This window comes from Pseudomonas sp. H1_G08 (genome assembly GCF_054681355.1).
In genome coordinates, this window is the sequence record NZ_CP162822.1 from 2,685,257 (window position 1) to 2,710,963 (window position 25,707).

26 protein-coding genes are annotated in these 25,707 nt (G+C 60.4%); 15 read left to right on the forward strand and 11 right to left on the reverse strand.

Features of this window, described 5'->3' with window-relative positions; translation table 11 throughout:
* Positions 1 to 23: 23 nt before the first annotated feature.
* Positions 24 to 668: a YceH family protein gene (locus tag AB4N85_RS12160; RefSeq protein ID WP_150741184.1), complete on the forward strand. Its 645-nt coding sequence runs from the start codon at positions 24 to 26 to the stop codon at positions 666 to 668.
* Between the two features lie 132 nt (positions 669 to 800).
* Here AB4N85_RS12160 and AB4N85_RS12165 read toward each other — a convergent pair whose 3' ends face one another.
* Both AB4N85_RS12165 and AB4N85_RS12170 read right to left on the reverse strand, forming a co-directional pair.
* The gene (locus AB4N85_RS12165; RefSeq protein ID WP_460068182.1) at positions 801 to 1,319 is read right to left on the reverse strand and encodes a cupin domain-containing protein; all 519 of its coding nucleotides are present in this window, start codon (positions 1,317 to 1,319) and stop codon (positions 801 to 803) included.
* A gap of 187 nt (positions 1,320 to 1,506) precedes the next feature.
* Positions 1,507 to 2,325, reverse strand: a complete 819-nt coding sequence (locus AB4N85_RS12170; protein WP_353188765.1) for a shikimate 5-dehydrogenase — start codon at positions 2,323 to 2,325, stop codon at positions 1,507 to 1,509.
* A 243-nt stretch (positions 2,326 to 2,568) separates the two neighbouring features.
* Between AB4N85_RS12170 and AB4N85_RS12175 the strand changes: the two genes are divergently transcribed.
* The 3 genes from AB4N85_RS12175 (at position 2,569) to AB4N85_RS12185 (ending at position 3,660) form a co-directional block, all read left to right on the forward strand.
* On the forward strand, positions 2,569 to 2,949 hold the full coding sequence (locus tag AB4N85_RS12175) for a hypothetical protein (RefSeq protein ID WP_460068186.1): 381 nt from the start codon (positions 2,569 to 2,571) through the stop codon (positions 2,947 to 2,949).
* Between the two features lie 230 nt (positions 2,950 to 3,179).
* Positions 3,180 to 3,374: a hypothetical protein gene (locus AB4N85_RS12180; RefSeq protein WP_056789862.1), complete on the forward strand. Its 195-nt coding sequence runs from the start codon at positions 3,180 to 3,182 to the stop codon at positions 3,372 to 3,374.
* A 103-nt stretch (positions 3,375 to 3,477) separates the two neighbouring features.
* Positions 3,478 to 3,660: a hypothetical protein gene (locus AB4N85_RS12185; RefSeq protein WP_041477171.1), complete on the forward strand. Its 183-nt coding sequence runs from the start codon at positions 3,478 to 3,480 to the stop codon at positions 3,658 to 3,660.
* Here the strand turns inward: AB4N85_RS12185 and AB4N85_RS12190 are convergent.
* Positions 3,657 to 4,718, reverse strand: coding sequence for an AI-2E family transporter (locus AB4N85_RS12190; RefSeq protein WP_041477173.1), 1,062 nt, complete (start codon positions 4,716 to 4,718; stop codon positions 3,657 to 3,659). The genes AB4N85_RS12185 and AB4N85_RS12190 overlap by 4 nt on opposite strands.
* Positions 4,719 to 4,874: 156 nt before the next feature.
* On the opposite strand from AB4N85_RS12190, the gene trhP reads away from it, so the two are divergent.
* Complete coding sequence (trhP, locus tag AB4N85_RS12195) at positions 4,875 to 6,203, forward strand: prephenate-dependent tRNA uridine(34) hydroxylase TrhP (RefSeq protein WP_252867898.1); 1,329 nt, start codon at positions 4,875 to 4,877, stop codon at positions 6,201 to 6,203.
* A 159-nt stretch (positions 6,204 to 6,362) separates the two neighbouring features.
* On the opposite strand, the gene AB4N85_RS12200 is transcribed toward trhP, so the two are convergent.
* Positions 6,363 to 6,593: a hypothetical protein gene (locus AB4N85_RS12200; RefSeq protein WP_095182117.1), complete on the reverse strand. Its 231-nt coding sequence runs from the start codon at positions 6,591 to 6,593 to the stop codon at positions 6,363 to 6,365.
* A gap of 91 nt (positions 6,594 to 6,684) precedes the next feature.
* Positions 6,685 to 7,398: a FadR/GntR family transcriptional regulator gene (locus tag AB4N85_RS12205; protein WP_016775357.1), complete on the reverse strand. Its 714-nt coding sequence runs from the start codon at positions 7,396 to 7,398 to the stop codon at positions 6,685 to 6,687.
* 354 nt (positions 7,399 to 7,752) lie between these two features.
* Between AB4N85_RS12205 and AB4N85_RS12210 the strand changes: the two genes are divergently transcribed.
* Entirely contained in the window at positions 7,753 to 9,099 is a 1,347-nt protein-coding gene (locus AB4N85_RS12210; RefSeq protein ID WP_024013478.1) for an MFS transporter, read from the forward strand.
* A 25-nt stretch (positions 9,100 to 9,124) separates the two neighbouring features.
* Complete coding sequence (gudD, locus tag AB4N85_RS12215; protein WP_310217041.1) at positions 9,125 to 10,468, forward strand: glucarate dehydratase; 1,344 nt, start codon at positions 9,125 to 9,127, stop codon at positions 10,466 to 10,468.
* A gap of 127 nt (positions 10,469 to 10,595) precedes the next feature.
* On the opposite strand, the gene AB4N85_RS12220 is transcribed toward gudD, so the two are convergent.
* Positions 10,596 to 11,468 (reverse strand): LysR family transcriptional regulator, encoded by an 873-nt coding sequence (locus tag AB4N85_RS12220; RefSeq protein ID WP_056788727.1) that lies wholly within the window; start codon positions 11,466 to 11,468, stop codon positions 10,596 to 10,598.
* Positions 11,469 to 11,628: 160 nt separating this feature from the next.
* Here AB4N85_RS12220 and ampC point away from each other — a divergent pair, with 160 nt between their 5' ends.
* Complete coding sequence (gene ampC / locus AB4N85_RS12225; protein WP_460068191.1) at positions 11,629 to 12,795, forward strand: class C beta-lactamase; 1,167 nt, start codon at positions 11,629 to 11,631, stop codon at positions 12,793 to 12,795.
* A 282-nt stretch (positions 12,796 to 13,077) separates the two neighbouring features.
* Here the strand turns inward: ampC and AB4N85_RS12230 are convergent, their stop codons facing one another.
* The 3 genes from AB4N85_RS12230 to AB4N85_RS12240 all read right to left on the reverse strand — a co-directional run bounded on the left by AB4N85_RS12230 (position 13,078) and on the right by AB4N85_RS12240 (position 15,598).
* Positions 13,078 to 13,641 carry a DUF4174 domain-containing protein gene (locus tag AB4N85_RS12230; protein WP_460068193.1) on the reverse strand — a complete coding sequence of 188 codons (564 nt, stop codon included), beginning with the start codon at positions 13,639 to 13,641 and terminating at the stop codon, positions 13,078 to 13,080.
* A gap of 186 nt (positions 13,642 to 13,827) precedes the next feature.
* A complete protein-coding gene (locus AB4N85_RS12235) occupies positions 13,828 to 14,613 on the reverse strand; it encodes a sulfite exporter TauE/SafE family protein (protein WP_041477188.1) in 786 nt (261 codons plus the stop codon).
* 235 nt (positions 14,614 to 14,848) lie between these two features.
* Positions 14,849 to 15,598, reverse strand: a complete 750-nt coding sequence (locus tag AB4N85_RS12240; RefSeq protein ID WP_056788708.1) for a hypothetical protein — start codon at positions 15,596 to 15,598, stop codon at positions 14,849 to 14,851.
* Positions 15,599 to 15,942: 344 nt separating this feature from the next.
* Between AB4N85_RS12240 and AB4N85_RS12245 the strand changes: the two genes are divergently transcribed.
* From AB4N85_RS12245 to AB4N85_RS12255, 3 genes are all read left to right on the forward strand, one after another.
* The gene (locus tag AB4N85_RS12245; RefSeq protein WP_460068196.1) at positions 15,943 to 17,091 is read left to right on the forward strand and encodes an aldose epimerase family protein; all 1,149 of its coding nucleotides are present in this window, start codon (positions 15,943 to 15,945) and stop codon (positions 17,089 to 17,091) included.
* Positions 17,092 to 17,340: 249 nt separating this feature from the next.
* The gene (locus tag AB4N85_RS12250; protein WP_460068198.1) at positions 17,341 to 18,162 is read left to right on the forward strand and encodes an aldo/keto reductase; all 822 of its coding nucleotides are present in this window, start codon (positions 17,341 to 17,343) and stop codon (positions 18,160 to 18,162) included.
* Between the two features lie 24 nt (positions 18,163 to 18,186).
* A complete protein-coding gene (locus tag AB4N85_RS12255; protein ID WP_056788700.1) occupies positions 18,187 to 18,657 on the forward strand; it encodes a DUF1810 domain-containing protein in 471 nt (156 codons plus the stop codon).
* Here AB4N85_RS12255 and AB4N85_RS12260 read toward each other — a convergent pair.
* Positions 18,622 to 20,982, reverse strand: coding sequence for a DNA polymerase II (locus AB4N85_RS12260; protein ID WP_460068200.1), 2,361 nt, complete (start codon positions 20,980 to 20,982; stop codon positions 18,622 to 18,624). The genes AB4N85_RS12255 and AB4N85_RS12260 overlap by 36 nt on opposite strands.
* A gap of 398 nt (positions 20,983 to 21,380) precedes the next feature.
* On the opposite strand from AB4N85_RS12260, the gene AB4N85_RS12265 reads away from it, so the two are divergent.
* Complete coding sequence (locus AB4N85_RS12265; RefSeq protein WP_056788691.1) at positions 21,381 to 21,821, forward strand: CBS domain-containing protein; 441 nt, start codon at positions 21,381 to 21,383, stop codon at positions 21,819 to 21,821.
* Between the two features lie 177 nt (positions 21,822 to 21,998).
* On the opposite strand, the gene AB4N85_RS12270 is transcribed toward AB4N85_RS12265, so the two are convergent.
* Positions 21,999 to 22,622 (reverse strand): glutathione S-transferase N-terminal domain-containing protein, encoded by a 624-nt coding sequence (locus tag AB4N85_RS12270; protein ID WP_041477196.1) that lies wholly within the window; start codon positions 22,620 to 22,622, stop codon positions 21,999 to 22,001.
* Positions 22,623 to 23,688: 1,066 nt separating this feature from the next.
* Here AB4N85_RS12270 and AB4N85_RS12275 point away from each other — a divergent pair.
* The 3 genes from AB4N85_RS12275 to AB4N85_RS12285 are packed head-to-tail and all read left to right on the forward strand — an operon-like array spanning position 23,689 to position 25,667.
* On the forward strand, positions 23,689 to 24,513 hold the full coding sequence (locus tag AB4N85_RS12275; protein WP_252867907.1) for an energy transducer TonB: 825 nt from the start codon (positions 23,689 to 23,691) through the stop codon (positions 24,511 to 24,513).
* 45 nt (positions 24,514 to 24,558) lie between these two features.
* Positions 24,559 to 25,266, forward strand: a complete 708-nt coding sequence (locus AB4N85_RS12280) for a MotA/TolQ/ExbB proton channel family protein (RefSeq protein ID WP_041477200.1) — start codon at positions 24,559 to 24,561, stop codon at positions 25,264 to 25,266.
* The gene (locus tag AB4N85_RS12285; RefSeq protein WP_073471362.1) at positions 25,266 to 25,667 is read left to right on the forward strand and encodes an ExbD/TolR family protein; all 402 of its coding nucleotides are present in this window, start codon (positions 25,266 to 25,268) and stop codon (positions 25,665 to 25,667) included. Before AB4N85_RS12280 ends, AB4N85_RS12285 begins: the two co-directional genes overlap by 1 nt.
* Positions 25,668 to 25,707: the final 40 nt, after the last annotated feature.

Below are 25,707 nucleotides of genomic sequence, written 5' to 3' on the forward strand. Positions count from 1 at the left end.
TTCGACTGCAGAGGGAACGCGCGATGAGCAACGAACAAGAATCCACCTCCGAACAGCCACGGTTAAATGCCACGGAAATCCGCATTCTCGGTGCGCTGATCGAAAAACAGGCCACCAGCCCCGAAACCTATCCGCTGACCCTCAACGCACTGGTGCTGGCCTGCAATCAGAAAACCAGTCGCGAGCCGGTGATGAACCTCAATCAGGGTCAGGTCGGGCAGAGCCTGCGGGCGCTGGAAGGTCGAGGTTTCACCCGGCTGGTGATGGGCAGCCGCGCCGACCGCTGGGAGCACAAGGTCGACAAGGCGCTGGAACTGGTGCCAGCACAGGTGATTCTGACGGGTTTGATGTTTCTGCGCGGTCCGCAGACCGTCAACGAACTGCTGACTCGCAGCGGGCGCATGCACGAGTTCGAGGACGCCGAGCAGGTGGTTCATCAGCTTGAACGGCTGATCGCACGCGGTCTGGCGGTATTGATTCCGCGTCAGGCCGGGCAGCGTGAGGATCGTTATACCCATGCCCTGGGCGACCCGGCGGATGTCGAGGCAATATTGGCGGCGCGGCAAAATCCTGGGGAGCGCTCGAGCGCTGGCGTTTCCCTGGAGCGTATCGAAGAACTGGAAGCGCGGATCGCCGCACTGGAAGAACGCCTGGCCCGCCTCGAATAATCGCAACAGAACCTCTGTGGGAGCGAGCCTGCTCGCGAAAGCGTAGTGTCAGTCACCACGATCTTGGATGACCCGCCGCCTTCGCGAGCAGGCTCGCTCCCACAGGGTCTGCGCGATATTCAGCAGCCCGCATCACTCCCCATCCCAATAATCCACCCCATCCACCTGCCGCGCGACAGCGACAAAGCCCGAGGCCTTGCCCTCGGCATCCACCGTGAAATTATCCATCACCGCATACTTGTTCGAATCCGGATACTCGCAGATCTCCGGCTGCTGCTGAGTGCTGATCGCCAGATAACGCAGCTCATCCGCGCTGGTATTGATGATCTGGTGAGCCTTTTCCGGTCCTCCCGGTGGGCAGGCGATCACATCACCGGCGCGGATCGGAAAACGCTCACCTCCCAACCGCACCTCGCCCTCCCCGGCCACCATGTAGAACATCTCCTCATTGACCCGATGGCTGTGGAATGGACTACCGCGCATGCCTGCTGGCAGCGCGTACAGACGGTAACCGAGTTTCTGCGCACCGAGTTGCTGGCCGATCCGCGCGAAACGCTGCAGATAACGACCGGCGGTGTCGCCTTCAGGGGCCAGGGCTTCGGGAAGGGCTTCGAGTTCGACCTCGTTGAGATTGAGGATGGGCGGATGCATGGGCGGCCTCGGTTATGGTTTTTGTGGTGGGCACGTCTGTGCGTGCTGGCGAGGATTATAGATAGTGATCCAGAACCGCAGCGCGGCCTTCGCGAGCAGGCTCGCTCCCACATTCAATCGCATTCCAGCTCAACCTGTGGGAGCGAGCCTGCTCGCGAAGAGGCCAGCCCAGCCACTAAAAGATCAATCAGCCACGCGCAAAATCCACCGCCGCCGCAAACTGAGCCTCATTCGGCCGCACCCCGGTGTACAGGACAAACTGCTCCAGCGCCTGAATCGCAATCACCTCAAGCCCGGTGATCACTCGCTTGCCCTCGGCCCGCGCCCGCACAATCAGCGGCGTCTCCGAAGGGATCGCCACCACGTCGAATACAGTCTCAGCCGCCTTGATCACTTCAGGCTCGAACGCCAGTTGCCCCGCCTCCGGCCCGCCGTCCATGCCTACCGGGGTGACATTGATCAGCATCTGCGGGCGCTCGTCACCCAGCTCGGCCTGCCAGCGATAACCCAGCGAATCCGCCAGGGCGCGGCCGGCCCGCTCGTTACGGGCGACAATCAAACCGTTCTTGTAGCCACCATCGCGCAGGGCGCTGGCCACCGCTTTGGCCATGCCGCCGCTGCCGCGCAGGGCGAAGGTGGAATCCTTCGGCACCGCGTTGCTTTCCAGCAATTGCGCGACGGCGATGTAATCGGTGTTGTAGGCCTTGAGGTGGCCACCAGTGTTGACGATGGTGTTGATCGACTGGATCGCCGCCGCCGACGCATCCAGCTCATCGACCAGCGCAATGCAGGCTTCCTTGAACGGCATGGACACGCCGCAGCCACGAATGCCCAGTGCCCGGATGCCACCGACCGCGCCGGTCAGGTCCTGGCTGCTGAACGCCTTGTAGTAGAAGTTCAGGCCCAGCTGTTCATACAAATGGTTGTGAAAACGCAGACCGAAATTCCCCGGCCGCCCGGACAGGGACATGCACAATTGGGTGTCTTTGTTCGGGTTCATCTGCATGAAACTTCTCCTTCAAACGCACTTTCGGATGGACGGGATTGGCCAGCCCACCGGGTTCTGAATCATCATTGCGGCTTGTCTGTGGCGCTGCGCAGCCGGGTAAAGAAGCCGCTACAGACCTTACACAAAATTTACCCAGCGGCTGTGCTGAATTTCGCAAATTTGCTGTCTTAGCTGTATCCCCGCGACAACTGTGGGCCTGATTCAGGCCGCGGCGCCGGGTCGAAGAACCGAGGACTTATCATGATTCGTAAACTTCCCATCATGGCTTTGTTGATTGGCGCACTTGCCGTCACCGGCCAGGCTGAAGCGGGTGGTGGCCATGGCTGGCAGGGCGCTGCAGTGTTTGGCGCGATCGTCGGCTCGGCCATCATCGGCTCGGCACTGATCAACCAGGATCGGCCGGTGTACGTGCAGCAGCAGCCGGTTTATGTACAGCCGCAACCGGTCTACGTGCAGCAACCGCCACCGCCGGTCTATTACCAGCCGGCGCCGGTGTATGTGCAGCAACCGGTTTACGTGCAGCCGGCCCCCGTCTATTACGGTCCGCCTCGTGGTTATTACGGTCGGCCCCACGGCTACTACGGCGGCCCGCATGGCTACTACGGCGGTCCACGCTGGTAAGCGCAACACAGAGCCCCGTTTTCAAGCGGGGCTTTTTTATGACCGCTGGTCGGCCAACGTCTGAAAAAATCTCGCCAGGGTCGCTGTGAGAACAGTTTGAGCAGCTAAAGTCGGCATGATGGAATCGACCGTAGTGATTTTTTTCATCAAACGGTCACCGCTTTGTCATGACGGAACCGCAATCTGAATCCGTCCGTAAACAACAGATCGATAACAACAAGGACGACTGTATGCCCACACAAAACCCGCACCGCATCGTCGGTCTGTGCACCTCGAACAAGGTGTACAGCGCGCTCACCGAGCTCAAGCACCTGGAAGGCCATCGCTGCGCCAAGCTGCTGTCCCTGCTCGCCGAAAACCTCGTGCACAAGGGCCTGCTCAATGAGCGCGAAGTCATGCACATGCTCGATCAAGTGGTCGAATGACGCCAGACCTCACTGGCATCAATGACCACTATCGAAAGCGTTGATTGTCCGTCGTGCCGGCAAATCCCTAAGGTAGCCCCATCAGTTTGATGGAGGTTTTCCCATGGCACAGGTTCAAATCATGTCGGTGATCGGCAGCGCAGTTCCCGCTTCGCTGCGTGCATCCGGTTTGCTCGCTTGCTGGTATCTGGTGCGCGATGGCGAGCCGATCAGCGGCCCGCTCACCTCGTTACCAGCGGCGCAGGCCTTGTCGCAACAGGTCGCCAGCAGCACGTTTCATGCTTAAGGCAGTTGCACCTTGGGCTTGGTCTCGACGAACAGCGCCCAGCTCGACAGGAACAATGCGGCAATCAGCGGCCCGATCACAAAGCCATTGAGGCCGAAGACCGCGAGGCCGCCGAGGGTCGAGACCAGAATCAGGTAATCGGGCATTTTCGTATCTTTGCCCACCAGAATCGGGCGCAGCACGTTGTCGACCAGGCCGATCACGAATACGCCGAACAAGCCCAGCACCACGCCCTGCCAGATCATGCCGCTGAGCAGGAAGTACACCGCCACCGGCGCCCAGACAATCCCCGCGCCCACCGCTGGCAACAGCGACAGAAACGCCATCAGCACCGCCCAGAGCAATGCGCTGGGAATGTCGAGAAACCAGAAAATCAGCCCGCCCAGCGCGCCCTGGGTCACGGCCACGACCACGTTGCCCTTGACCGTGGCACGCACCACGCGGTTGAACTTCAGTTGCAGGCGGCGCTTGTGGTTTTCTTCCAGCGGCACAGCAGTGCGCATCTTGCGCGCCAGCTCGGGGCCGTCACGCAGAAAGAAAAACAGCAGATAGAGCATGATGAAAAAGCTCACCACGAATTCGAACGTGCCCTGACCGAAACTGAACGCCTGAGTCGCCAGCGCCTGGCTGCCCTGCATCGCCGCTTTGACGATCTTCTCGCGCAGGCTGTCGAGTTCGCCCATGCCAAAGCGGTCGAGCAAGTGCTGAAAGTAAGGCGGCAGGCTGTGCTTGAACTGCGCCAGATACGCAGCGATGTCCAGCTCGCCACTTTCGATGTTCTTGTAGACAGTCGCGCCTTCCTGCACCAGCAGGATGCTGACGATGATCACCGGCAGAATCGCGACCACCAGGCACAGGCTCAAGGTGCACAGCGACGTCACGTTGCGTTGCCAGCCGAACTTCTGCTGCAACCTGCGCTGTACCGGTGCAAACAGAATGCCGAGGATGACAGCCCAGAATACCGCGCCGTAGAACGGCAGCAGAATCCAGATAAAGGCCACCGTGACCAGCACCAGTAGCACTGTCAGGGATTTGAATTGCAGACTCTTTTCGTTCATATCCGGTCCATGTCAGTCAGGCGTCACGCACGCCCGCCCCACTTAGTCAGCCGCCGAGCGCGCGAGTGCCATGTTTATTCATGGAGCATAGATCCAGATCAATGAACCCTCGCAACAGCTGCCCTACCCTGCGCGGCTTTTGCGACCGACATCCAAATGCAGACTCTCATCGCCCCCGAGCTTCTCGCCCCCGCCGGCACCCTGAAAAACATGCGCTACGCCTTCGCCTACGGCGCCGATGCGGTCTACGCTGGCCAGCCGCGCTACAGCCTGCGGGTGCGCAACAACGAGTTCGATCATGCCAACCTGGCGCTGGGCATCCGTGAGGCGCAGGCGCAGGGCAAGCGTTTCTACGTCGTGGTCAACATCGCCCCGCACAACGCCAAGCTGAAGACGTTTCTCAAGGATCTGGCGCCGGTGATCGAGATGGCCCCGGATGCGCTGATCATGTCCGACCCCGGCCTGATCATGCTGGTGCGCCGGCATTTTCCGCAGATGCCGATTCACCTGTCGGTGCAGGCCAACACGGTGAATTGGGCGAGCGTCGAGTTCTGGCAGCAACAGGGGCTGAGCCGGATCATTCTGTCGCGCGAACTGTCCCTCGAAGAAATCGGTGAAATCCGCGAGCAGGTGCCGGGCATGGAGCTGGAGGTGTTCGTGCACGGCGCGCTGTGCATGGCCTATTCCGGGCGCTGCCTGCTTTCCGGTTACATGAACAAGCGCGATGCCAATCAGGGCACCTGCACCAACGCCTGCCGCTGGAAGTACACGGCGCAAGAAGCGACGGAAAACCAGCTCGGCGAGATCGTCCAGACCTTTGAACCCGAGCCGACGCTGGGTCTCGGCGCACCGACCGATCAAGTCTTCCTGCTCCAGGAAGCCAACCGCCCCGACGAATTGATGCCGGCTTTCGAAGACGAACACGGCACCTACATCATGAACGCCAAGGACCTGCGCGCGGTGCAGCATGTCGAACGGCTGACGCGCATGGGCGTGCACTCCTTGAAAATCGAAGGCCGGACCAAATCGCATTTCTACTGCGCACGCACCACCCAGGTATATCGCCGGGCGATCGATGATGCCGTGGCCGGGCGCGAGTTCGATCGCAGCCTGATGCTGGATCTGGAATCGCTGGCCCAGCGCGGCTACACCGAAGGTTTTCTGCGCCGACATGTGCACGACGAATATCAGAATTATCAACACGGCAGTTCGGTGTCGGAGCGGCAGCAGTTCGTTGGCGAGCTGACCGGCGAGCGCCGGGATCGCCTGGCCGAAGTGAAAGTGAAGAATCGTTTTGCCGTGGGCGATCATCTGGAACTGATGACGCCCAAGGGCAATTTCCATTTTGATCTGCATGAATTGCAGAGTGTCAGCGGCCAAGCGATCGAAGTGGCGCCGGGGGACGGGCATACGGTGTACGTGCCGATTCCGGACGCGGTGGATTTGCGCTTTGGGTTGTTGATGCGGGATTTGCGTGTTGGTTGACTGGCGATCTTGTCTGGCACTCGCAGCATGGCCGTAATTTGCTGCGAAGCCGATGCCGTCTTCGCGAGCAGGCTCGCTCCCACAGGGAGTTTGTGTCATCCACTGTGGGAGCGAGCCTGCTCGCGAAGAGGCCGGCCCACTCAATGAATAATCCAGACCTCAGCGCAAATCATCCGACAACGGCGTCGGCTCGTCTGCCGACGGTACATTGTCGTCATCCGGCGGATCCTTCCAGTCATCCGGCCGGTCGGCATCGCTCAATGGGTCGCGGCCAGGGTCCATGCCCGGCGGGGCGTCGTGATCGCTCAGGGTCGGCTCGTCAGTGCCGGATACGGGGCGGGTCTGCTCGGTGGGCGCCATGCCACCGGGAACAAGCGAGTCATCAGCCATGCTGCACCTCACAATACTGGCCCGGATTATCCGGGGCGTATTGTTTGGAAGCGCGACCGTTGACGGCGTGCGATAGATCAGACCAGCGGCATCAGCCTTGGGCGATAAAGCGATCACGACTGTTGGTCAGGTGCAGCCACATCGCGGCACGGGCGGCATCGGCGTCCTGACGTTTGATCGCGTTCAGAATCGCCTCGTGTTCCAGATTGGCCAAGTGGCCGAGCTTGCTCAGATCCGCCGCGCCACGCTCGGCAGCATTCAGGCGATTGCGCGGGATCATCGCACTGCCCAGGTGCTGCATGATTTCGCTAAAACAAGCATTACCGGTGGCCTCGGCGATCAGCAGATGGAAACGCCGATCGGCCTCCACGCAGCTGTCGTTGTTGGCCAGCAGCCGTTGATAGTCATCCAGCGCCTGACGCATCTGCTGGACCTGCTGCTCACTGCGCCGCTGCGCCGCCAGCGCCGCCGCTTGCGTCTCCAGGCCCATGCGCAATTCGAGAATGCTGCGCACGCCGAGCGCCGTATCGACGTTCAGGCGCAGGCCCTGCTCCGCTGCACGCTCGATCACGAAAGTGCCGATGCCATGGCGCGTCTCCACCAGCCCCGAGGCCTGCAACTTGGAAATCGCCTCGCGCACCACCGTGCGGCTGACGCCGTGCTCCTGAACGATGGAGTTCTCCGAAGGCAGCTTGTCACCGGGCGACAGTTGTCCGAGCAGGATGCTCTGGGTGAGCTTTTCCACCAGGTCATGAGCGAGGTTGTGCGTGCGTTTGCGCGCGGGCGCGTCGAGGTCTTCTTGCATGATCGGTTCCGGTGATCGGGGCTTGCCGATCGTAGCACTGCGGGATGACGGTTGAGATGGATTTTAGCGGTCGATAGGCCATCTACTTGTATGACAACACTCAATTACGTCGAATATTTTCAATAGCCAGCCATCACGCATCACCATTCATATCTCAAAAAGGCGCTCCGCTCGACTGGCGCAACAATCAATAAATACGAGCTTAAATCCTGTTTTCGCATAAAAAACCGAACAATCAGAAGAATTTGATCGCCCTCCCCACTTGTAGGACAAAAAATTACAGTTGTATGATGTCTAGCAACAACGCAGCACCCAGCCCTACCCGCATAAAAATAATCAGTGGGAGAAACATCAGTGAAAACCTCCATCTCCGGGATGCAGGACAGCGTCGACCCGACGCTCGCCTCAGCCATCTCCAAAGTCAAACGCCACGTCCTGCCGCTCTTCGTGATCATGTTCATCGTCAATTACATTGACCGGGTGAACATCGGCTTCGTCCGCACCCACATGGAAACCGATCTGGGCATTGGTGCTGCCGCCTATGGCTTCGGCGCCGGGCTGTTTTTCATCGGCTACGCGCTGTTCGAAGTGCCGTCCAACATGCTTTTGCAGAAAGTCGGCGCACGCATCTGGCTGACCCGCATCATGTTCACTTGGGGCATAGTCGCGGCCTGCATGGCCTTCATCCAGAACGAAACCCACTTCTATATTCTGCGTTTCCTGCTCGGTGTCGCCGAGGCCGGGTTCTTTCCCGGGGTGATTTATTACTTCACCCGTTGGCTGCCCGGCGTCGAGCGCGGCAAGGCGATCGCGATCTTCCTCAGCGGCTCTGCCGTGGCCTCGCTGATCTCCGGCCCGCTGTCCGGTCTGCTCCTGCAGATCAATGGGTTGGGCATGCACGGCTGGCAGTGGATGTACTTCATCGAGGGGATGTTCTCGGTGTGCCTGTGCGTGTTTGTCTGGTTCTGGCTGGATGCCAAACCCCACGACGCCAAATGGCTGAGCCGCGCCGAACAGGATGCGCTGGTCAGCGCCATCGACGACGAGCAAAAGGCCCGTGAAGCCGCGACGCCGATCCGGCCTTCGCTGGGCAAACTGCTCAAGGACCGGCAGATCATTCTGTTCTGCCTGATCTACTTCTTCATTCAGTTGACCATTTACGCGGCGACTTTCTGGCTGCCGAGCATCATCAAGAAGATGGGCGAACTCAGCGACGTGCAGGTCGGCCTGTTCAACTCGATTCCATGGTTGCTGTCGATCGTCGGCATGTACGCCTTCGCCTCGCTGTCGGCGAAGTGGAAACATCAGCAAGCGTGGGTCGCCACTGCCCTGTTGATCGCCGCAGCGGGGATGTTCATGTCCACCACTGGCGGGCCGATCTTTGCCTTCGTCGCGATCTGCTTTGCGGCGCTGGGTTTCAAATCCGCCTCGTCGCTGTTCTGGCCGATTCCCCAGGCTTATCTGGATGCACGCATCGCGGCGGCAGTGATCGCGCTGATCAACTCGGTGGGCAACCTCGGCGGCTTCGTCGCGCCAACCACCTTCGGCCTGCTGGAACAGCACACCGGCTCGATTCAGGGCGGCCTCTATGGTCTGGCCGCGACCTCGATCATCGCCGCAATCATCGTCTTCGCCGCGCGCACCACGCCGAAACCCGCTGCTGAAAAGGCTGTGGCCGACGCCGCGCCGAAACACGCCTGACTTCGTCTCGACAAGGAAAACAATAATGACTACTCACGACACCGCCAAAGCTCCGATCATCACCGACATGCAAGTGATTCCGGTGGCCGGTCACGACGGCATGCTGCTCAACCTGAGCGGCGCCCACGGGCCGTTTTTCACCCGCAACATCGTCATCCTCAAGGACAACGCCGGCCACACCGGCGTCGGCGAAGTGCCCGGTGGCGAGCGCATTCGCCAGACCCTGGAGGACGCGCGCAATCTGGTGGTCGGCAGCCCCATCGGCACCTACCAGAAGATCCTCAACCAGGTGCGCCAGACCTTCGCAGACCGCGATGCCGGCGGCCGTGGTCTGCAGACGTTCGACCTGCGCATCACCATTCACGCGGTCACCGGCCTGGAAGCCGCCCTCCTCGACCTGCTCGGCCAACATCTGGACGTGCCGGTGGCGGCGCTGCTCGGTGAAGGTCAGCAACGCGACGAAGTGAAGATGCTCGGTTATCTGTTCTACGTTGGCGATCAACACGAAACCGATCTCGCCTACCGCAGCGAACCGGACGCCGACAACGACTGGTTCCGCGTGCGCCACGAGAAAGCCATGACCGCCGAAGCGGTCGTGCGTCTGGCGGAGGCGGCGCATGCCAAATACGGCTTCAAGGATTTCAAACTCAAGGGCGGCGTGCTCAGCGGCGATGCCGAAATCGAAGCGGTCACGGCACTGGCCGAGCGTTTCCCCGACGCGCGGATCACCCTCGATCCGAACGGCGCCTGGTCGCTGAAAGAAGCAATTCGTCTGTGCCGCGATCAGCACCAAGTGCTCGCCTACGCCGAAGACCCTTGCGGCGCGGAAAACGGTTATTCCGGGCGCGAAGTCATGGCCGAATTCCGCCGCGCCACCGGGCTGAAAACCGCGACCAACATGATCGCCACCGATTGGCGTGAAATGGGCCACGCGATTCAGTTGCAGTCAGTGGACATCCCGCTGGCCGACCCGCACTTCTGGACCATGCAGGGTTCGGTGCGCGTCGCGCAGATGTGCCACGAATGGGGCCTGACTTGGGGTTCGCATTCCAACAACCACTTCGATATCTCTCTGGCGATGTTTACCCATGTCGCCGCTGCGGCACCGGGCGACATCACGGCCATCGACACCCATTGGATCTGGCAGGACGGCCAGCGTCTGACCAAGGCACCGCTGCAAATTGTCGACGGCTGCGTGCAAGTGCCGCAGAAACCGGGACTGGGCGTGGAACTGGACATGGATCAAGTGGCCAAGGCCCACGAACTGTACAAAGGCATGGGCCTCGGCGCGCGGGATGACAGCGTGGCGATGCAGTTCCTGATTCCGGGGTGGAAATTCGATAACAAACGGCCGTGTCTGGTGCGGTGATCCAGCAGGCGCCGCTGATTTCAATTGTGGGAGCGAGCCTGCTCGCGAAGGCGTCAGGTCAGTCGATAGTGCTGTCGCTGATGCACCGCTTTCGCGAGCAGGCTCGCTCCCACAAGGGGGGTTTGTGTCAGGCAGAAACTTGCAGTAACCACGCCTTGAACGCGTTCATCGCCGCCGTTTCCGCTCGCGACTGCAACCGCGTCAGCCAGTAACTGCCGGTGGTGATCTCGATCGCGAACGGCTGGCAAATCGCATCAGCCGCCAGTTGCCGGGCGAACATCAGTGGCGGCGCCAACGCCACGCCGCCGCCCTGCAACGCCGTTTCCATCATCGCCAGTGAAGAGTCGAAGACGATGCTTTGCGGTGGCGCGGCCTGGGTCGCCAGGCCCGCCGCCTGAAACCACTGCGGCCATTCATCAGTGCGATAGGAACGCAGCAAGGTCTGCTGCAACAGGTCCGCCGGCGCGTGCAGTTGCCGGGCAATCTCCGGCACGCATAACACCGACAACGGCGCATCGAGCAAGCGTGTCGCCTCAATGCCATGCCAGGCGCCAGCGCCGAACCGAATCGCGTAATCCAGCCCTTCCGCCGCCACATCGACCCGGTTGTTGTGGGTCGACAGGCGTAAATCGATCAGCGGATATTTCGCCCGAAAGTCCGCCAGCCTCGGCAACAGCCAGCCCACCGCAAACGTGCCCACTGCGCCGACCGTCAACATGTCGCGATACTGCCCACCGGCCAGACGCTCAAGCATCTGCGCAATGTGGTCGAATGAGGTGCTGAGCACCGGCAGCAAGGTTTCGCCTTCACTGGTCAGCATCAGCCCACGGGGCAGGCGTTTGAACAGGGTCAGGTTGAGCTGCGCTTCCAGGCTTTTGACCTGATGGCTGACCGCTGCCTGCGTTACGCACAGTTCGACGGCGGCGCGGGTGAAGCTCAGGTGGCGTGCCGAAGCTTCAAACGCGCGCAGAGCGTTGAGCGGCAGTTGCGGTCGAATCATGGGTTGTCCCAAATTTTTCTAAGGCTTCGTGCGAGTTTTCATCGTTTGTCGAAGGTCGGCAAAGTGCCTAAATTAACCGCGCTGATCAGCCGCCCGATGAAAAAATCACCCGCAGTGTAGCGGGATACAACAAACGACACTCATGGAGAGTGATTCACTCATGTGTTCCTTCAACCCGAGCAAGGTCTTTTCCCACAGCGCTTTCGCACTGTTCTTCGGCAGCGTTACCTGCCATGCCGCGACGCCGACCGATGGGCAATTGCAGGCACTGGTCAGCCAAGCCGTCACCCCAGTGATGCAACAAAACAACATCCCCGGGCTGACCGTGGCGATCACGCTGAATGGCCAGGCGCATTACTTTAATTACGGAGTCGCTGCCAAAGACACCGGGCAAAAGGTCAGCGAAAACACCCTGTTCGAAGTCGGCTCGGTGAGCAAAACCTTCACCGCCACCCTCGCCGGTTACGCCCAGGCCACCGGCAAGCTTGACCTGTCGAGCAAGGCCAGCCAGCTCTGGCCGGAGCTCAAGGGCAGCGCCTTCGACAACATCAGCGTGCTGCAACTGGGCACCTACAGTGCTGGCGGTCTGCCGTTGCAATTTCCTGCCGAGGCGGATTCTTCCGACAAGATGCTCGGCTATTACCAGCAGTGGAAACCGCAATTTCCCGTCGGCAGCCATCGCCTGTATTCCAACCCGAGCCTGGGCCTGTTCGGCTACCTGACGGCGAAAAGCCTCGGTCAGCCGTTCGAGCAGGCAATGACCCAATCCCTGCTGCCGAAACTCGGTTTGCAGCACACCTTCCTCAGCGTGCCGCCAGCGCAGTCGAAGCTTTACGCCCAAGGCTACGACAGCGCCGACCAACCCGTGCGCGTCAGCCCCGGCGCCCTTGACGCCGAGGCCTACGGCATCAAAACCAGCGCCGCCGACCTGCTGCGTTACGTCCAGGCACAACTGAAACCGGCCAGCCTTGCGCCTGATCTGCACCAAGCCATCGCCAACACCCACGTCGGTTATTACCGCGTCGGCGACATGACCCAAGGCCTGGGCTGGGAACGCTACGCCTACCCGATCAGCCTGGAAAAACTGCAAAACGGCAACTCGACCCCCATGGCCATGGAACCTCACAAAGTCGAGTGGCTGACCCCACCGCAAGCTGAGCCGGCCAATGTGCTGTTCAACAAAAGCGGTTCTACGCGCGGCTTTGGTGCGTATGTAGCGTTCGTGCCGTCGCGGGACATGGGCATCGTGATTCTGGCCAACAAGAATTACCCGAACGTCGAACGGGTGAAGATTGCGCACACGGTTTTCGCGGCGTTGGCGGATTAAGAGCAAAAGATCGCAGCCCGAGCCTTCTGCGGCTCCTACAGGATCGGGTTTTCACTCGGTTAACGTTGGAGGTGTCGCAGGCTGCAACAACTTTCGATCAGAAGATGACTTGTGGGAGCGAGCCTGCTCGCGAATGCGCTCGATCAGTCACCTTTCAGCGCCTGAAAAACCGCTATCGCGAGCAGGCTTGCTGCCACATTTGAACTGTGCACTTCACAAAAAAATGTGGGAGCTGGTCTACCAGCTCCCACAGGGATTTTGCTTCACTCACGCAACGCGCAATCAATCATCCGGCATCTGCGGCGGTTTGCTCGGTTTCGCCGGTTTGCTGCCCTTCGCGCCTTTGGCCGGTTCCGGCTCGGTGGCGGCAGGTGTTTGTGCGGCGGCGGCCGCAGCGGCGGCTTCTTTTTCGGCCATGGGCATGGCGTCGATGGTTTCGAAGATTTTTGCCAGGCTCAATGCCTTGGCTTCATCACCCGAGGCGGAGAGCTTGGTTTCGCCGTCCTTGCCAACCAGGAACACTTTTGGATAAGCCCCCGCGCCGAGCTTCAGCGAACGCAGCAGGGCCATGGTGTCCTGCTGGCCCATGTCCTTGCCGTCGAGCTGGCCGGACATGCTGAGGATGGTGTAGACCTTGATGTTGCGGTCGGTGACGCCCTTTTTGTTGGCCGGGTCTTCCAGTGACTTTTTCAGGCTCAGCCACACCGGATCAACGGTGCTTTGCGCAATCACGATCAGCGGACGGGCGCGGCCCACGTCCCCGGCCAGGGGTGAATCGCTGTCGGCGGCTAACAGGGGGCCGGCGATTGCCAGCAAGAGGGTCAGGGTCAGGGACCTGATGAGCATGCGCATCTCCTTTTGATATCCACGCACTACTGATTGCGCATCGTGGCGATTGTTCCGGCGGCGTCTGGCAAAAAGGCATTGCCCTGTCAGAAGCTTAGGTCAGGGAGAACTTTGCGCAACATGACGTAAGCGATCATCGGCACATCCCTACGGCCGCTGCACAGGAAGTGTTTTCTCCAGGCTGACTCAGAACGCCAACTTGTAACCAATCAACACCAGCATCGTCGCCAGGCACGGGCGCAGGACTTCGTCGGAGATGCGTCCGGTCAGGTGGCTGCCGAGCCAGATGCCGGGCAGCGAGCCCATCAGCAGGAAGCCCAGCACGCCCCAGTCCATGTTGCCCATGCTTGCGTGGCCGAGGCCGGCGACGAGGGTCAGTGGTACGGCGTGGGCGATTTCGGTGCCGACCAGGCGCCGGGTTGGCAGCAGTGGGTAGAGGATGAACAAGGCGACGGTGCCCAGTGCGCCGGCACCGATCGAGGTCAGGGCGACCATGGTGCCGAGGATCAGACCGGTGATCACCGTCATCACGTTAAGCCGCGAACCGCTCGGGTTGTAGTTGCCGCCGGCGCGTTTGTGGGCAAATTCGAGCAAGCGTTTCTTGAAGAAAATCGCCAGGGCGGTGGCGAAGAGGACGAAGCCGAGCGCCTGCTTGATGATGGCGTTCATCGCGTCCGGCGCGGTGTGCAGGGTGCTGAGGAACCACAGGGTCATGGCCACGGCTGGCACGCTGCCGAGGGTCAGCCAGCCGGTGATCGCCCAGTCGATGTTCTTGTTTTTTTTGTGAACGAGGACGCCGCTGGATTTGGTGATCGCGGCGTACAGCAGGTCCGTACCCACTGCCGTCGCCGGGTTGATGCCGAACCACAGCAGGATCGGCGTCATCAACGAACCACCGCCGACACCGGTCATGCCGACGATAAACCCCACCACCAGCCCGGCAATCACCAGGCCGAAATTTGCCAATTCCATTCAAACGTCCAGAAAACGACAGGAAAATCTGGCCCGCAGCATAGCGATTTTTCTTATAACCACATATATCGATGCGGTCTATGGTTATGCCATATCGAATTTACTGCAGTTCCCTGTGGGAGCGAGCCTGCTCGCGAAGGGGGTGTCAGCCGACCGATGAGTTGAATGACGCAACGCATTCGCGAGCAGGCTCGCTCCCACAGTGGCCCCTGGCGCTACAGAAAACCTGCCGGGTTCACTGCACCGGCAGGAAATTCAGAAACAACAGACTCTGCGCATAATTCAGGCCGATCCTGCGATAGCGCTCATCGAGCATCTGCGTGAGCAGGTCCAGGCGCGCGACGATTTTGCTGAATTCGGTGGCGAAGCTGAGGTTGCTGCCCTCCTCCGAGATTTCGTTGGAGAACAGCAACGGCTGGCCTTCCTTGTTCTGCCGTTGCGACAAAATCCACATGGCTTTTTCGATGTTGCGCGCGGCGTTGTGCACGAACGTCGGGTTGATCGCGTCGGTCATGTAGAACTCGGTGCGATTGCCGTGGGCGGTAACCAGCATGCTACCGATTGCATAGATGAAGGCGCCGACGCGGTCGCCGAGGAATTCCGGACTCATCGCATAGCTCAGTGCCGCCAGATCCTTGCGTCCGCCCAGCACGGGCAACGGCTGCTGTTGCTCGACAGCGAGACGCACCTGTTTCACGGCGGCGTTGACGGTGAGGAAACCGGATTTGCGCAGTTCTTCCGGGTTGCGCAAGTAAAGCTTGCCCATCAATCGATAGAGACTGTCGAGGTTATCGCGCATCGCCAGGGTGGCCATACGGTCGACGCTGGTCTGGAGAAATTCCTGCGGCTGCCCTTCTCGTATCTGATTGAAAAATCCATTGCCGTTCTGGTGGCTGCAGCCGCTGAGCAACAGCGACAACAGGCAGGCCAGCAGCAGGCACGGGCGGCGGTGAGCGACGGTGATCAGGGCAAAAACACTCGGCATGAAATCTCGGACAGGCACATTCCTGTGCGGCGGGAGTCACCGCATCCTGGCCATGCATAGAGCCGCCGATTACGAAAAAGTGCGGTGCCCGGGCGGTGAGCCGACCTTCGGTGCTTTTCGCCATATCAATTAGTCGGACTTTATATTTGCCAACAGCGGTAAATCCGCTATAAATCTTCTTTCTCGACTCAAATAGCATGACTAGTGACATGTAGGAGCTGCCGAAGGCTGCGATCTTTTGATCTTGCTTCTAAAAATCAAGATCAAGATGAAGATCAAAAGATCGCAGCCTTCGGCAGCTCCTACGGTCAATACGAAAACAACAACAAAAAGGAAGGTCAACCATGCTTCAATCCCGTCACCTGCTCTCCGGCCTCGGACTGTCCCTGATGATCGCTACCCTTTCCGCCAACGCGGCGGGCCTGACCGCCGAACACAAAGCCTTCGGCAAAACCAATGACGGCACGCCCGTCGAACAATACATCCTGCGCAACAGCCACGGCATGCAGGCCACCGTGATCACCTACGGCGCGACCCTGCAAGCGCTGAAAGTCGCCGACAAGCACGGCAAGTTCGACGACATCGTCTTGGGTTTTGACGATGTGCAGGGCTATCAGAAAGGCACCGCGTACTTCGGCGCGACCATCGGCCGCTTCGGCAACCGTTTGGCCGAAGGTGCTTTCGAACTCGATGGCAAGCGCTATCAAGTGCCGCAGAACGACAAATCCAACGCCCTGCACGGCGGCCCCGAAGGTTTCGACAAGAAAGTCTGGAAGGCCAAAGAAACCAAGGACAAGGATTCGGTGGGCGTAACCCTGACCTACCTGTCGGCAGACGGCGAGATGGGCTTCCCGGGCAATCTGACCACCGAAGTCACCTATCGCCTGACCGACAACAACGAGCTGCGCATCGACTACAAGGCCAGCACCGACAAGCCGACCGTGCTCAACCTGACCAACCATAGCTACTTCAACCTGGCCGGCGCCGGTAATGGCGATATTCTCAAGCAAGTCGCCATGATCAACTCCAGCCATTACACGCCAGTCACCGCCAAACTGATCCCGACCGGGGAGCTGGCGGCTGTCGCCGGCACGCCGATGGACTTCAGCAAACCGACGGCAATCGGCACGCACATCAAGGCTGATCATCCGCAGCTGAAATTCGCCGAGCCGAAACAGGGCGGCTTCGATTTCAACTGGGCGCTGGACACCAAGGGCGATGTCAGCAAGCTCGCCACCGAAGTCAGCGATCCGCAATCCGGACGGGTCCTGCAACTGTTCACCAGCGAGCCGGGCGTGCAGTTCTACACCAGCAACTTCCTCGACGGCACGGTCAAGGGCAAGGGCTGCAAGGTCTATCCACACTGGGGCGCGTTCACCCTCGAGACCCAGCACTACCCGGATTCGCCGAACCAGCCAGACTTCCCGAGCACGCGGCTTGATCCGGGGCAGACTTACGCCCACAGCGTGATCCTGAAGTTCTCCACCAAGTAACCTGCCATGCTCCCCCTGTGGCGAGGGGATTCATCCCCGTTGGGATGCGAAGCAGCCCTGATCCTGCAACACGCGCTGTATCAGACAGCGTTCTATTGCAGGTTTTTGGGGCTGCTTCGCAGCCCAGCGGGGATAAATCCCCTCGCCACGATTGACCGGTTTCATCCTTGACTCCTCCTTCCTTCCGGGAACCCTTGCTCTATCCTGCTGCCCACTAAAGATATCGACTCTTTAAGGCAGGAGGTTTGGATGCGTACTCTTGAATTGGCCGGCGTGCAGGTTCCCGTGATTGGTCAGGGCACCTGGCGCATGGGCGAGGATCGTTCGGCGCACAGCCGTGAAGTGGCGGCGCTGCGCACCGGCATCGAGCTCGGCATGAGCCTGATCGACACCGCCGAGATGTACGCCGAGGGCGGTGCCGAAACGGTGGTCGGCGAAGCCATCGCCGGTCTGCGCGATCAAGTCTTTCTGGTCAGCAAGGTCTACCCGCACAACGCCAGCCTCCAGGGCATCCCGCAAGCCTGCGAGCGCAGTTTGCGTCGGCTCGGTACCGACTACATCGATCTGTATCTGCTGCACTGGCGCGGTCAGTATCCGCTGGAGGAAACCGTCGAAGCCTTCGAACGCCTGCGCGAGGACGGCAAGATCGGCCGTTGGGGCGTGTCGAATTTCGATGTCGATGACCTCGATGAACTGTCCAGCTCGGCCTGCGCCACCAATCAGGTGCTGTACAACCTCGAGGAGCGCGGCATCGAATTCGATCTGCTCCCGTGGTGCCAGCATCAGCGCCTGCCGTTGATGGCTTACTGCCCGATCGGCCAGGGCGGCGCGATGCTCGCCGAGCCGGTTCTGCAAGACATTGCCAGCCGTCACAACGCCACTCCAGCGCAGGTTTCGCTGGCGTGGCTCCTGCGTCAGGACGGCGTGATTGCGATTCCCAAGGCTGTGCGCCCGGAGCATGTGCAACTCAATGCCGAGGCGGCGCAGTTGCAACTGGACGCCGGGGATCTGGCGGCGCTGGACAAGGTGTTTCCGGCGCCACAACGCAAGCAGCGACTGGCCATGGTCTGAGCTGCCGACTGCGAGGGCTTCGCCATGAGAAGCACAGATCTGCACGACCCGTACAACCTGCAACGTTTTGTCCAGGCTCAGGACCCGGTGTTCGAACGGGTCCAGCGTGAACTCGAGACGGGCCGCAAGCGCAGCCACTGGATGTGGTTCGTCTTCCCGCAGTTCGCCGGATTGGGCGGCAGCGAGATGGCCCGGCGCTTTGCCATTGGTTCAGCCGAGGAAGCCCAGGCCTATCTGGCCCACGAGCTGCTCGGGGCGCGGCTGCGCACTTGCACGCAACTGGTGCTGAATGTGCCGCAGCGCTCGATTGCAGACATTTTCGGCCATCCCGATGACCTGAAATTTCATTCTTCGATGACTTTGTTCGCCCAGTTCAGCGCCGAGGACAGCCTGTTCCATCAGGCACTGGAGCGCTACTTCCACGGCATTCTCGATGAATGGACGCTGCAATTGCTCGACTCAAAACAGGCCCAGTTGCCCACCGATCAGGGTTGAGAAGTCGTCGTCGACAAACGGCAGAATCGCATCCGCCACCGGTTGCAGCTGCCGAGTGATGTAGTGGTCGTAGTCGATGGCGGCGCGGCGTACCTCCAGCGGCTCCGGGCCGGCCAGGGTGATGACGTAGCTGATCCAGCCGCCGTTCTGATATTGCCGGGGCCGCCCCTGCTCGGCGTTGTAGTCGTCGGCCAGCCGCGCCGCGCGGACGTGCGGCGGCACGTTGCGTTCGTAATCGTCGAGGGTGCGGCGCAGGCGTTTGCGGTAGATCAGCCGATCGTCGAACTCGCCAGCGAGCGTCTTGCGCACGTAGTCGCGCACGTAATCCTGATACGGCTTGCGCTGGAAAATCCGCTCATACAGCTCCTGCTGAAATTGCCGGGCCAGCAGCGACCAGTCGGTGCGCACGGTCTCCAGGCCCTTGTAGACCATTTCTTCGCTGCCATCGGCGCGGGTAACGAGGCCGGCGTAGCGCTTCTTGCTGCCCTCCTCGGCGCCGCGAATCGTCGGCATCAGAAAGCGCTTGTAGTGAATCTCGAACTGCAATTCCAGCGCGCTTTCCAGCCCGTATTCCTCGCGCACATGCGCGCGCCACCAATCGTTGACGTGCTTGACCAGCGCATGGCCGATCTGCGCTGCTTCTTCCTGGCCGTGCAGACTGCGCAGCCAGACGAAGGTTGAATCGGTGTCGCCGTAAATGACCGCGTGGCCCTGTTCTTCGATCAACTGGCGGGTGCGCAGCATGATTTCGTGGCCGCGCAAAGTGATCGACGAGGCGAGCCGGGTATCGAAAAAACGGCAACCGCTGGAGCCGAGCACGCCGTAGAAGGCGTTCATGATGATCTTCAGCGCTTGGGACAGCGGCGCGTTGTGCTCGCGCTTGGCGGTTTCGCGCCCTTCGGCCACTCGCGCCACGATGGACGGCAGACAATGGCGGGTGCGCGAGAAGCGTGCGCCACGAAAACCCGCTACCGAGTCAGCGTCGTCCGGGTGTTGCAGGCCCTCGATCAAGCCCACCGGGTCGATCAGAAAGGTGCGAATGATCGACGGGTAGAGGCTTTTGTAATCGAGGACCAACACCGACTCGTACAGACCCGGCCGTGAATCCATAACGAAACCGCCGGGGCTGGCCTGGGGTGGATTGGTGCCCAGATTGGGTGCAACGAAGCCCTGGCGGTGCATCAACGGCATGTACAAATGGGTGAACGCGGCGACCGAACCGCCGCTGCGGTCGGCCGGCAAACCGGTAACGCTGGCGCGCTCAAGCAGGAACGTCAGCAGTTCGGTCTTGGCGAAGATCCGCGTGACCAGTTCGCAGTCCTTGAGGTTGTATTTGGCCAGAGCAGGCTTGTCCTCGGCGAACATGCGGTTGATCTCGTCCATGCGCTGGTATGGGTTGTTGATCGCCTTGCCTTCGCCGAGCAGGGTCTGCGCGACGTTTTCCAGGCTGAACGAAGGAAAACTCCAGGTCGCCGAACGCAACGACTCGATGCCATCGATGATCAGCCGCCCCGCTGCCGAGGCGAAGTAGTGATTGCGGCTGCCGTGCTCGCGCCACTGCATTTCTTCGCCGCCACGACCGATCTTCAGCGGCACGCCGAGACGCCGCGCGTGTTCGTGAAGGATGCGCAAATCGAACTGCACGACGTTCCAGCCAATGATCGCGTCGGGGTCGTGGCGGGCGAACCAGTCGTTGAGCTTCTTGAGAATGAGCGTGCGCGAATCGCAGTATTCGAGGTCGAAATCGACAATACTGGCATCGCCATTCGGCGCGCCGAGCATGTACACCTGGCGCTCGCCACAGCCTTCCAGCGCGATGGAATACAGCTCGCCGTTTTCGGTGGTCTCGATGTCGAGCGAGACCAGACGCAGTTTCGGCCGGTAATTGGGGTCGGGTTTCAGTTGGGCGTTGATCAGCACGCCGTCAGTATCAGGCGTGCCGCCGAACAGCACCGGCGCGGTGATGAAGCGCTCCATCAGATAGCGTTCCGGTGGGCGCACGTCGGCTTCAAAAACATCGATGCCGGCGCGGTTGAGCGCGGTTTCGAGGCGCATCAACTGGCCGTGCTGCTGGCAATACAGACCGAGCACCGGACGATGCTGAAAATCCAGCAGCGCCAACGGTCGCAGTTCCACATTCTTTTCATCGTGCAACAGCCGTTCGGCCGCTTCCCGCTGGGCGGCGGGAATAAACGCCACCGATGGCTGATGCGCCAGACGCACACGGCGCGGCCCGGCGTCGGTCGCCAGCCAGAACTCGACTTCGGTGCCGGCCGGCGTATCGCGCCAATGCCGGGTCAGGACGAAGCCCTGCTGTAAATCCACCACTGCGACCTCGAAAACTGGAACTGACCGGCATTCTACGCGGCATTTGTGGCTAGGGGGTTTATCCCCTTTGGCCTGCGCAGCAGGCCCTTTCATTAAAAGCGGGGCCGCTTCGCGGCCAGCGGGGATAAATCCCCTCGCCACAGATAAATCCCATCACCACAGATAAATCCCATCACCACAGATAAATCCCATCGCCACAGATAAATCCTCTGCCACAGATAATCCCCCCCTTGTTACAGATAAATCCCCTAGCCACAGACGCTTCATTTACCGATACAAAGAAGTTTTTTCCGGCAAATGGCGTTTTTTGCACGCTAACTGCCGCTTTGCCACCTTGCTCTGCGCAGCTGCGTCTACGATGCTTGATGAACAACGACAACACCTGAGTAACCGCCATGAAGACCGTCGCCCAACTGCTCAAGCTCAAAGATCAGAAAAATCAGGAAGTGCACCAGATCAAACCCGATCACATGGTGCTCGAAGCGCTGATGAAGATGGCCGAGAAAAACGTCGGCGCCTTGCTGGTGGTCGAAGACGACAAAGTGGTCGGCATCATCAGCGAGCGTGACTATGCACGCAAACTGGTACTGCACGGGCGCTCTTCGGTGGGCACGCCAGTACGCGACATCATGGTCAAGGACGTGATCACCGTGGATACCCGACAAACCGTCGACACCTGCCTTGGCATCATGTCGGACAAACGCCTGCGCCACTTGCCGGTGGTCGAGGACGGCAAGTTGATCGGCCTGTTGTCGATCGGCGATCTGGTGAAGGAAGCGATTGCCGAACAGGCCGAGCTGATCAAACAGCTGGAGCAGTACATTCGCGGCGACTGAGCCCACCGCCGTGATCCCCTTGTGGGAGCGAGCCTGCTCGCAAATGCGCCAGGTCAGTGATGATCGTTCCCACGCTCTGCGTGGGAATGCGCCCGGGACGCTCCGCGTCCCTCTAAAGCCGAACGCGGAGCGTCCGTTGAGGCATTCCCACGCAGAGCGTGGGAATGATCGCGCCTGTCAGGCCGGCCAGTGCCGCTCAAACACCGGTGCCAGCACCGGGTGCCGGTCGATCCTTTGCAGCCACGCATAAAAGCCCGGGCGGGTCTGGCGCAGGTGTTCGCGGCTGCCGGCCCAGCGGCTCACCACGGCCGCCAGCACATCCAGTGCGCCGGGCGTTTCATCATCCAGATACAGCTCCCCGGAAAACTGATCGGCAAACACCTCCCAACTGAAGTGCAGGCGCTGGCGGGTGCCGGCGATCAGGTTTTGCCGTGCGCTCTCATCAGGCGTGATCAACCAGCGCTCGGGGTAATCGATGATGCCGACCGCTGCGTAGCAATTGCTGACGATGTAGGCGAGACCGCGAATCGCCTGATCACGATCGGCAGCCTTGCTCGGCAGCAGGCCGGATTTGGGAAACGTCAGGCCCAGGTGAATCAGGATCGCCGCGCTTTCAGTCATGGCGCTGCCGTCCGGCAGTTGCAGGGTCGGTATCTGTTTCAGCGGATTGAGTTTGCCCAGCGCCTCGTCGGCCTCGGCGCTGGCTTCGGTATCAATGAAGCGATAGGCGATCTGGCACAACTCCAGTGCCGCCTCGATGGCAGCCGCGCCGGAATTCTTGTGCCCGTAGAGCTGGTACATGTCCGTTCCCCCGATAAGGCCTTTGCACAGGGTAGATGGCTGGCTGGCCTGATGTAGAAAATTCTGCAAATGTGTCGTGATTGGCACGTTTTTCCCATGCACTGCCGACTTGCGAAATCAACCTTCGCCAATCAGCGCTGGCGGTGCCCATCCCGCACCAAGAGCATTCATCGAACGCTATCCGCGTTCTTGTAAGGTGCGACAGCGAACCAAAAGTTCGCCTGTCCGAGCTGGCAACAAGGAGTTCACCCGTGAATCTTCAAATGCTCCGCCGTACGACATACCCGACTCACTCGCAAATCCAGCCCCAAGTTCAGCCGAACCTATTCAGCCTGGCGCGTTTCTCCTTTATTACCTGAAACCCACACTTTGCGTGCTTGGCGATTGAGCGATCGCCGGGCGCCGAGTGTTATTTATTTTTTAAATACGGCAATTAATAAAAGGCACAACAACAAGATTGTCGAACAATGACTACCCGTCATTGAAGCTGCACCAAAAGCGCACGCCCAAATGTGATGCAGTTACCAATACTCCAGAATCAAAATAAGGAACTTGTCCCGTGAGCCGCTGAATGACTGACCTGCACCAAATCGATTCGCTACGCACCGATAGGTGCTAAGCCTGATCACCGAGCAGCCGCTCTATCCCGCCGATCGGCGTGATACAGCGTTCCCTCTGACTCGCTCTGGAAAAAGCCCTTCTGCGAGGACTTGAGGACCGCTTCGCGCCGAATAAACAGTGGGCGAAACTGAAACTTATATAAATGCGACATCAGTAACACCGAAGATATGCGTTCAACCCGTTTCAGCAACATCTGGCACACCTGTTGCAAACTGTAACAAACCTGAGACAGCTCACGTCTCCGCACAACAACAAGCCACGGAATGGATAATGAACAATCGATATAGATGCTACTAAGCCATTAAGTTTGTTCGAGGCCGTTTAAACAGATAGTCCAACTATCGGCTCGCGTACACCTTGAAGAAAGTTGCACCCACTCACTCGAACATCAGCCATATGTTCGGACGGCACCTTATTGCCCTTCATCTGACCCGAGGGAGCTTTAATGAACGATGCGGTAAAGCACAAGCCCCTGCCGGGGCCGTTGCGGCAAGCGCCGGTCCCGCCGGCAACGGGCAGGCCGGCGTTTACAGCCAACACGTCACGACCCGGCGGGTTGAACAAACCACAGTTGCTCTTGCTGATCGCCGTGTCGGCGCTGATACACGGCGGCGCGTGGTGGTTCTTCCATCAGGCGCGGCCGGAGCCACTGCCGACGCCGCCGGAAATTCCGGAAATGACCGTCGAGCTGACCAGCCCGACGCCTCCGGCCCCACCGACACCGGAACCACCACCGCCGCCCCCGCCTCCACCGCCGCCGGAACCCGAGCAGCCTGTGGAAGACGAGGACGCGGTCAAGCCGCCGCCCAAACCGGTGGAGAAGCCCAAGCCAATCGAAAAACCAAAACCGGTCGAGAAACCCAAACCGGTGAAGAAAGTCGAGCCACCGAAAGCGCCGCCAGCCCCGGCGCAACCTGCCGCACCTGCGGCGCCGACGACACCGAGCGCACCACCGGCACCACCTGCTGCGCCCGCTCCGGTCAAGGAGTCGGCGGCGATTTCCGGCCTGGCCAGCCTTGGCAACCCGCCGCCGGAATACCCGTCGCTGGCGCTGCGCCGCAACTGGGAAGGCAGCGTGGTGCTGCGCATTCAGGTGCTGGCCAACGGCCGTGCCGGTGCGGTGACGGTGACCAAGTCCAGCGGCAAGGCGCAACTGGATGAGGCGGCCGTCGCGGCGGTGAAGAACTGGAAGTTCATTCCGGCCAAGCGCGGTGACACGCCGATCGACGGCTTCGCCACCCAGACCATCGATTTCAAATTGCCGCAATGACGGCGCAACCGACTCATTACTGATTAACGCAAGCGAGGTGTAGCCATGAACGATTCACTGTCTTCGATGATTGTCCCCGGTGTGCTCTGGGGTCTGGTGCTGTTTTCCGTGGTCAGTTGGGCGATCCTGCTGGTCAAGTCGGCCCAGTACCTGCGCCAGAAAGCGCAGAACAAACAGTTCGCCAAAGCCTTCTGGAGCGCGCCGGACCTGCTCACCGCCGCCGAACACGCCAGCCAGTATCCGGGCTCGCTGGCGCGCATCGCCAGCAGCGGTTTTGAAGCCCTGCTGGTGGAAGATTCGCCGCGTACCACGCAGCAACTGGCGCACACCATCAACCGTTCCGATCGCTTGGAACGCAACCTGCGCCAGCAGATCCAGAAGGAACGTCGCTCGCTGGAAAACGGCCAGGCGATCCTCGCCAGTATCGGCAGCACCGCGCCGTTCATTGGTTTGTTCGGCACCGTGTGGGGAATCATGGAAGCCCTGCAAAGCATCGGCGAAACCGGCTCGGCCAGCCTTGAGGCGGTCGCCGGGCCTATCGGCCACGCGCTGATCGCCACTGGCGTGGGCATCGCCGTCGCGGTGCCGGCGGTGCTGATCTACAACTTCTTCCTGCGTCGGCTGAAACTGGCCTCAGCGGACATGGACGACTTCGCCCACGACTTCGACGCCCTCGCCTCGCGCAGTGCCTTTTCCATCAGCCGCCAGGCCATTGCCAGCAAAAGCACCACCGCCGTGCGGGAGGCCAGCTGATGTCGTTTTCCACTCAAGACAGCGATGAAGTGCTCAGCGAAATGAACGTCACGCCGCTGGTCGACGTGATGCTCGTGCTGCTAGTGGTGTTCATTGTCACCGCGCCGCTGATGACCAACGCGATCAAGGTCAACCTGCCGAAAACCGACGCCGTCGCCCCTGCCGAAAAGAAAGACCCGGTGGTGGTCAGCGTCGATCAGGATGGCAAGTTCTATCTGGCCAAGACCGAACTGGCCCCGGAATCCCTTGAGGCCAGCCTCAGGGAGGTCAAGGCCAAAGACGCCGACGTGCGCGTGCAGTTGCAGGCCGACGCCGCCGTCAATTACGGCCAGGTGGCCAAGGCCATGGCATCGATCGAACGCTCCGGCATCAGCAAGATTTCGGTGATGACCACCCACTGAGTGCGGTGCCGGATGGGTGTTGAAAAACCCGCCCGGCGCC

Bases quoted from the DNA above. Each gene is read 5' to 3' on its own strand.
- AB4N85_RS12160 (WP_150741184.1), top strand. From the start codon at position 24: ATGAGCAACGAACAAGAATCCACCTCCGAACAGCCACGGTTAAATGCC.
- AB4N85_RS12165 (WP_460068182.1), bottom strand. From the start codon at position 1,319: ATGCATCCGCCCATCCTCAATCTCAACGAGGTCGAACTCGAAGCCCTT.
- AB4N85_RS12170 (WP_353188765.1), bottom strand. From the start codon at position 2,325: ATGCAGATGAACCCGAACAAAGACACCCAATTGTGCATGTCCCTGTCC.
- AB4N85_RS12175 (WP_460068186.1), top strand. From the start codon at position 2,569: ATGATTCGTAAACTTCCCATCATGGCTTTGTTGATTGGCGCACTTGCC.
- AB4N85_RS12180 (WP_056789862.1), top strand. From the start codon at position 3,180: ATGCCCACACAAAACCCGCACCGCATCGTCGGTCTGTGCACCTCGAAC.
- AB4N85_RS12185 (WP_041477171.1), top strand. From the start codon at position 3,478: ATGGCACAGGTTCAAATCATGTCGGTGATCGGCAGCGCAGTTCCCGCT.
- AB4N85_RS12190 (WP_041477173.1), bottom strand. From the start codon at position 4,718: ATGAACGAAAAGAGTCTGCAATTCAAATCCCTGACAGTGCTACTGGTG.
- trhP (WP_252867898.1), top strand. From the start codon at position 4,875: ATGCAGACTCTCATCGCCCCCGAGCTTCTCGCCCCCGCCGGCACCCTG.
- AB4N85_RS12200 (WP_095182117.1), bottom strand. From the start codon at position 6,593: ATGGCTGATGACTCGCTTGTTCCCGGTGGCATGGCGCCCACCGAGCAG.
- AB4N85_RS12205 (WP_016775357.1), bottom strand. From the start codon at position 7,398: ATGCAAGAAGACCTCGACGCGCCCGCGCGCAAACGCACGCACAACCTC.
- gudD (WP_310217041.1), top strand. From the start codon at position 9,125: ATGACTACTCACGACACCGCCAAAGCTCCGATCATCACCGACATGCAA.
- AB4N85_RS12220 (WP_056788727.1), bottom strand. From the start codon at position 11,468: ATGATTCGACCGCAACTGCCGCTCAACGCTCTGCGCGCGTTTGAAGCT.
- ampC (WP_460068191.1), top strand. From the start codon at position 11,629: ATGTGTTCCTTCAACCCGAGCAAGGTCTTTTCCCACAGCGCTTTCGCA.
- AB4N85_RS12230 (WP_460068193.1), bottom strand. From the start codon at position 13,641: ATGCTCATCAGGTCCCTGACCCTGACCCTCTTGCTGGCAATCGCCGGC.
- AB4N85_RS12235 (WP_041477188.1), bottom strand. From the start codon at position 14,613: ATGGAATTGGCAAATTTCGGCCTGGTGATTGCCGGGCTGGTGGTGGGG.
- AB4N85_RS12240 (WP_056788708.1), bottom strand. From the start codon at position 15,598: ATGCCGAGTGTTTTTGCCCTGATCACCGTCGCTCACCGCCGCCCGTGC.
- AB4N85_RS12245 (WP_460068196.1), top strand. From the start codon at position 15,943: ATGCTTCAATCCCGTCACCTGCTCTCCGGCCTCGGACTGTCCCTGATG.
- AB4N85_RS12250 (WP_460068198.1), top strand. From the start codon at position 17,341: ATGCGTACTCTTGAATTGGCCGGCGTGCAGGTTCCCGTGATTGGTCAG.
- AB4N85_RS12255 (WP_056788700.1), top strand. From the start codon at position 18,187: ATGAGAAGCACAGATCTGCACGACCCGTACAACCTGCAACGTTTTGTC.
- AB4N85_RS12265 (WP_056788691.1), top strand. From the start codon at position 21,381: ATGAAGACCGTCGCCCAACTGCTCAAGCTCAAAGATCAGAAAAATCAG.
- AB4N85_RS12270 (WP_041477196.1), bottom strand. From the start codon at position 22,622: ATGTACCAGCTCTACGGGCACAAGAATTCCGGCGCGGCTGCCATCGAG.
- AB4N85_RS12275 (WP_252867907.1), top strand. From the start codon at position 23,689: ATGAACGATGCGGTAAAGCACAAGCCCCTGCCGGGGCCGTTGCGGCAA.
- AB4N85_RS12280 (WP_041477200.1), top strand. From the start codon at position 24,559: ATGAACGATTCACTGTCTTCGATGATTGTCCCCGGTGTGCTCTGGGGT.
- AB4N85_RS12285 (WP_073471362.1), top strand. From the start codon at position 25,266: ATGTCGTTTTCCACTCAAGACAGCGATGAAGTGCTCAGCGAAATGAAC.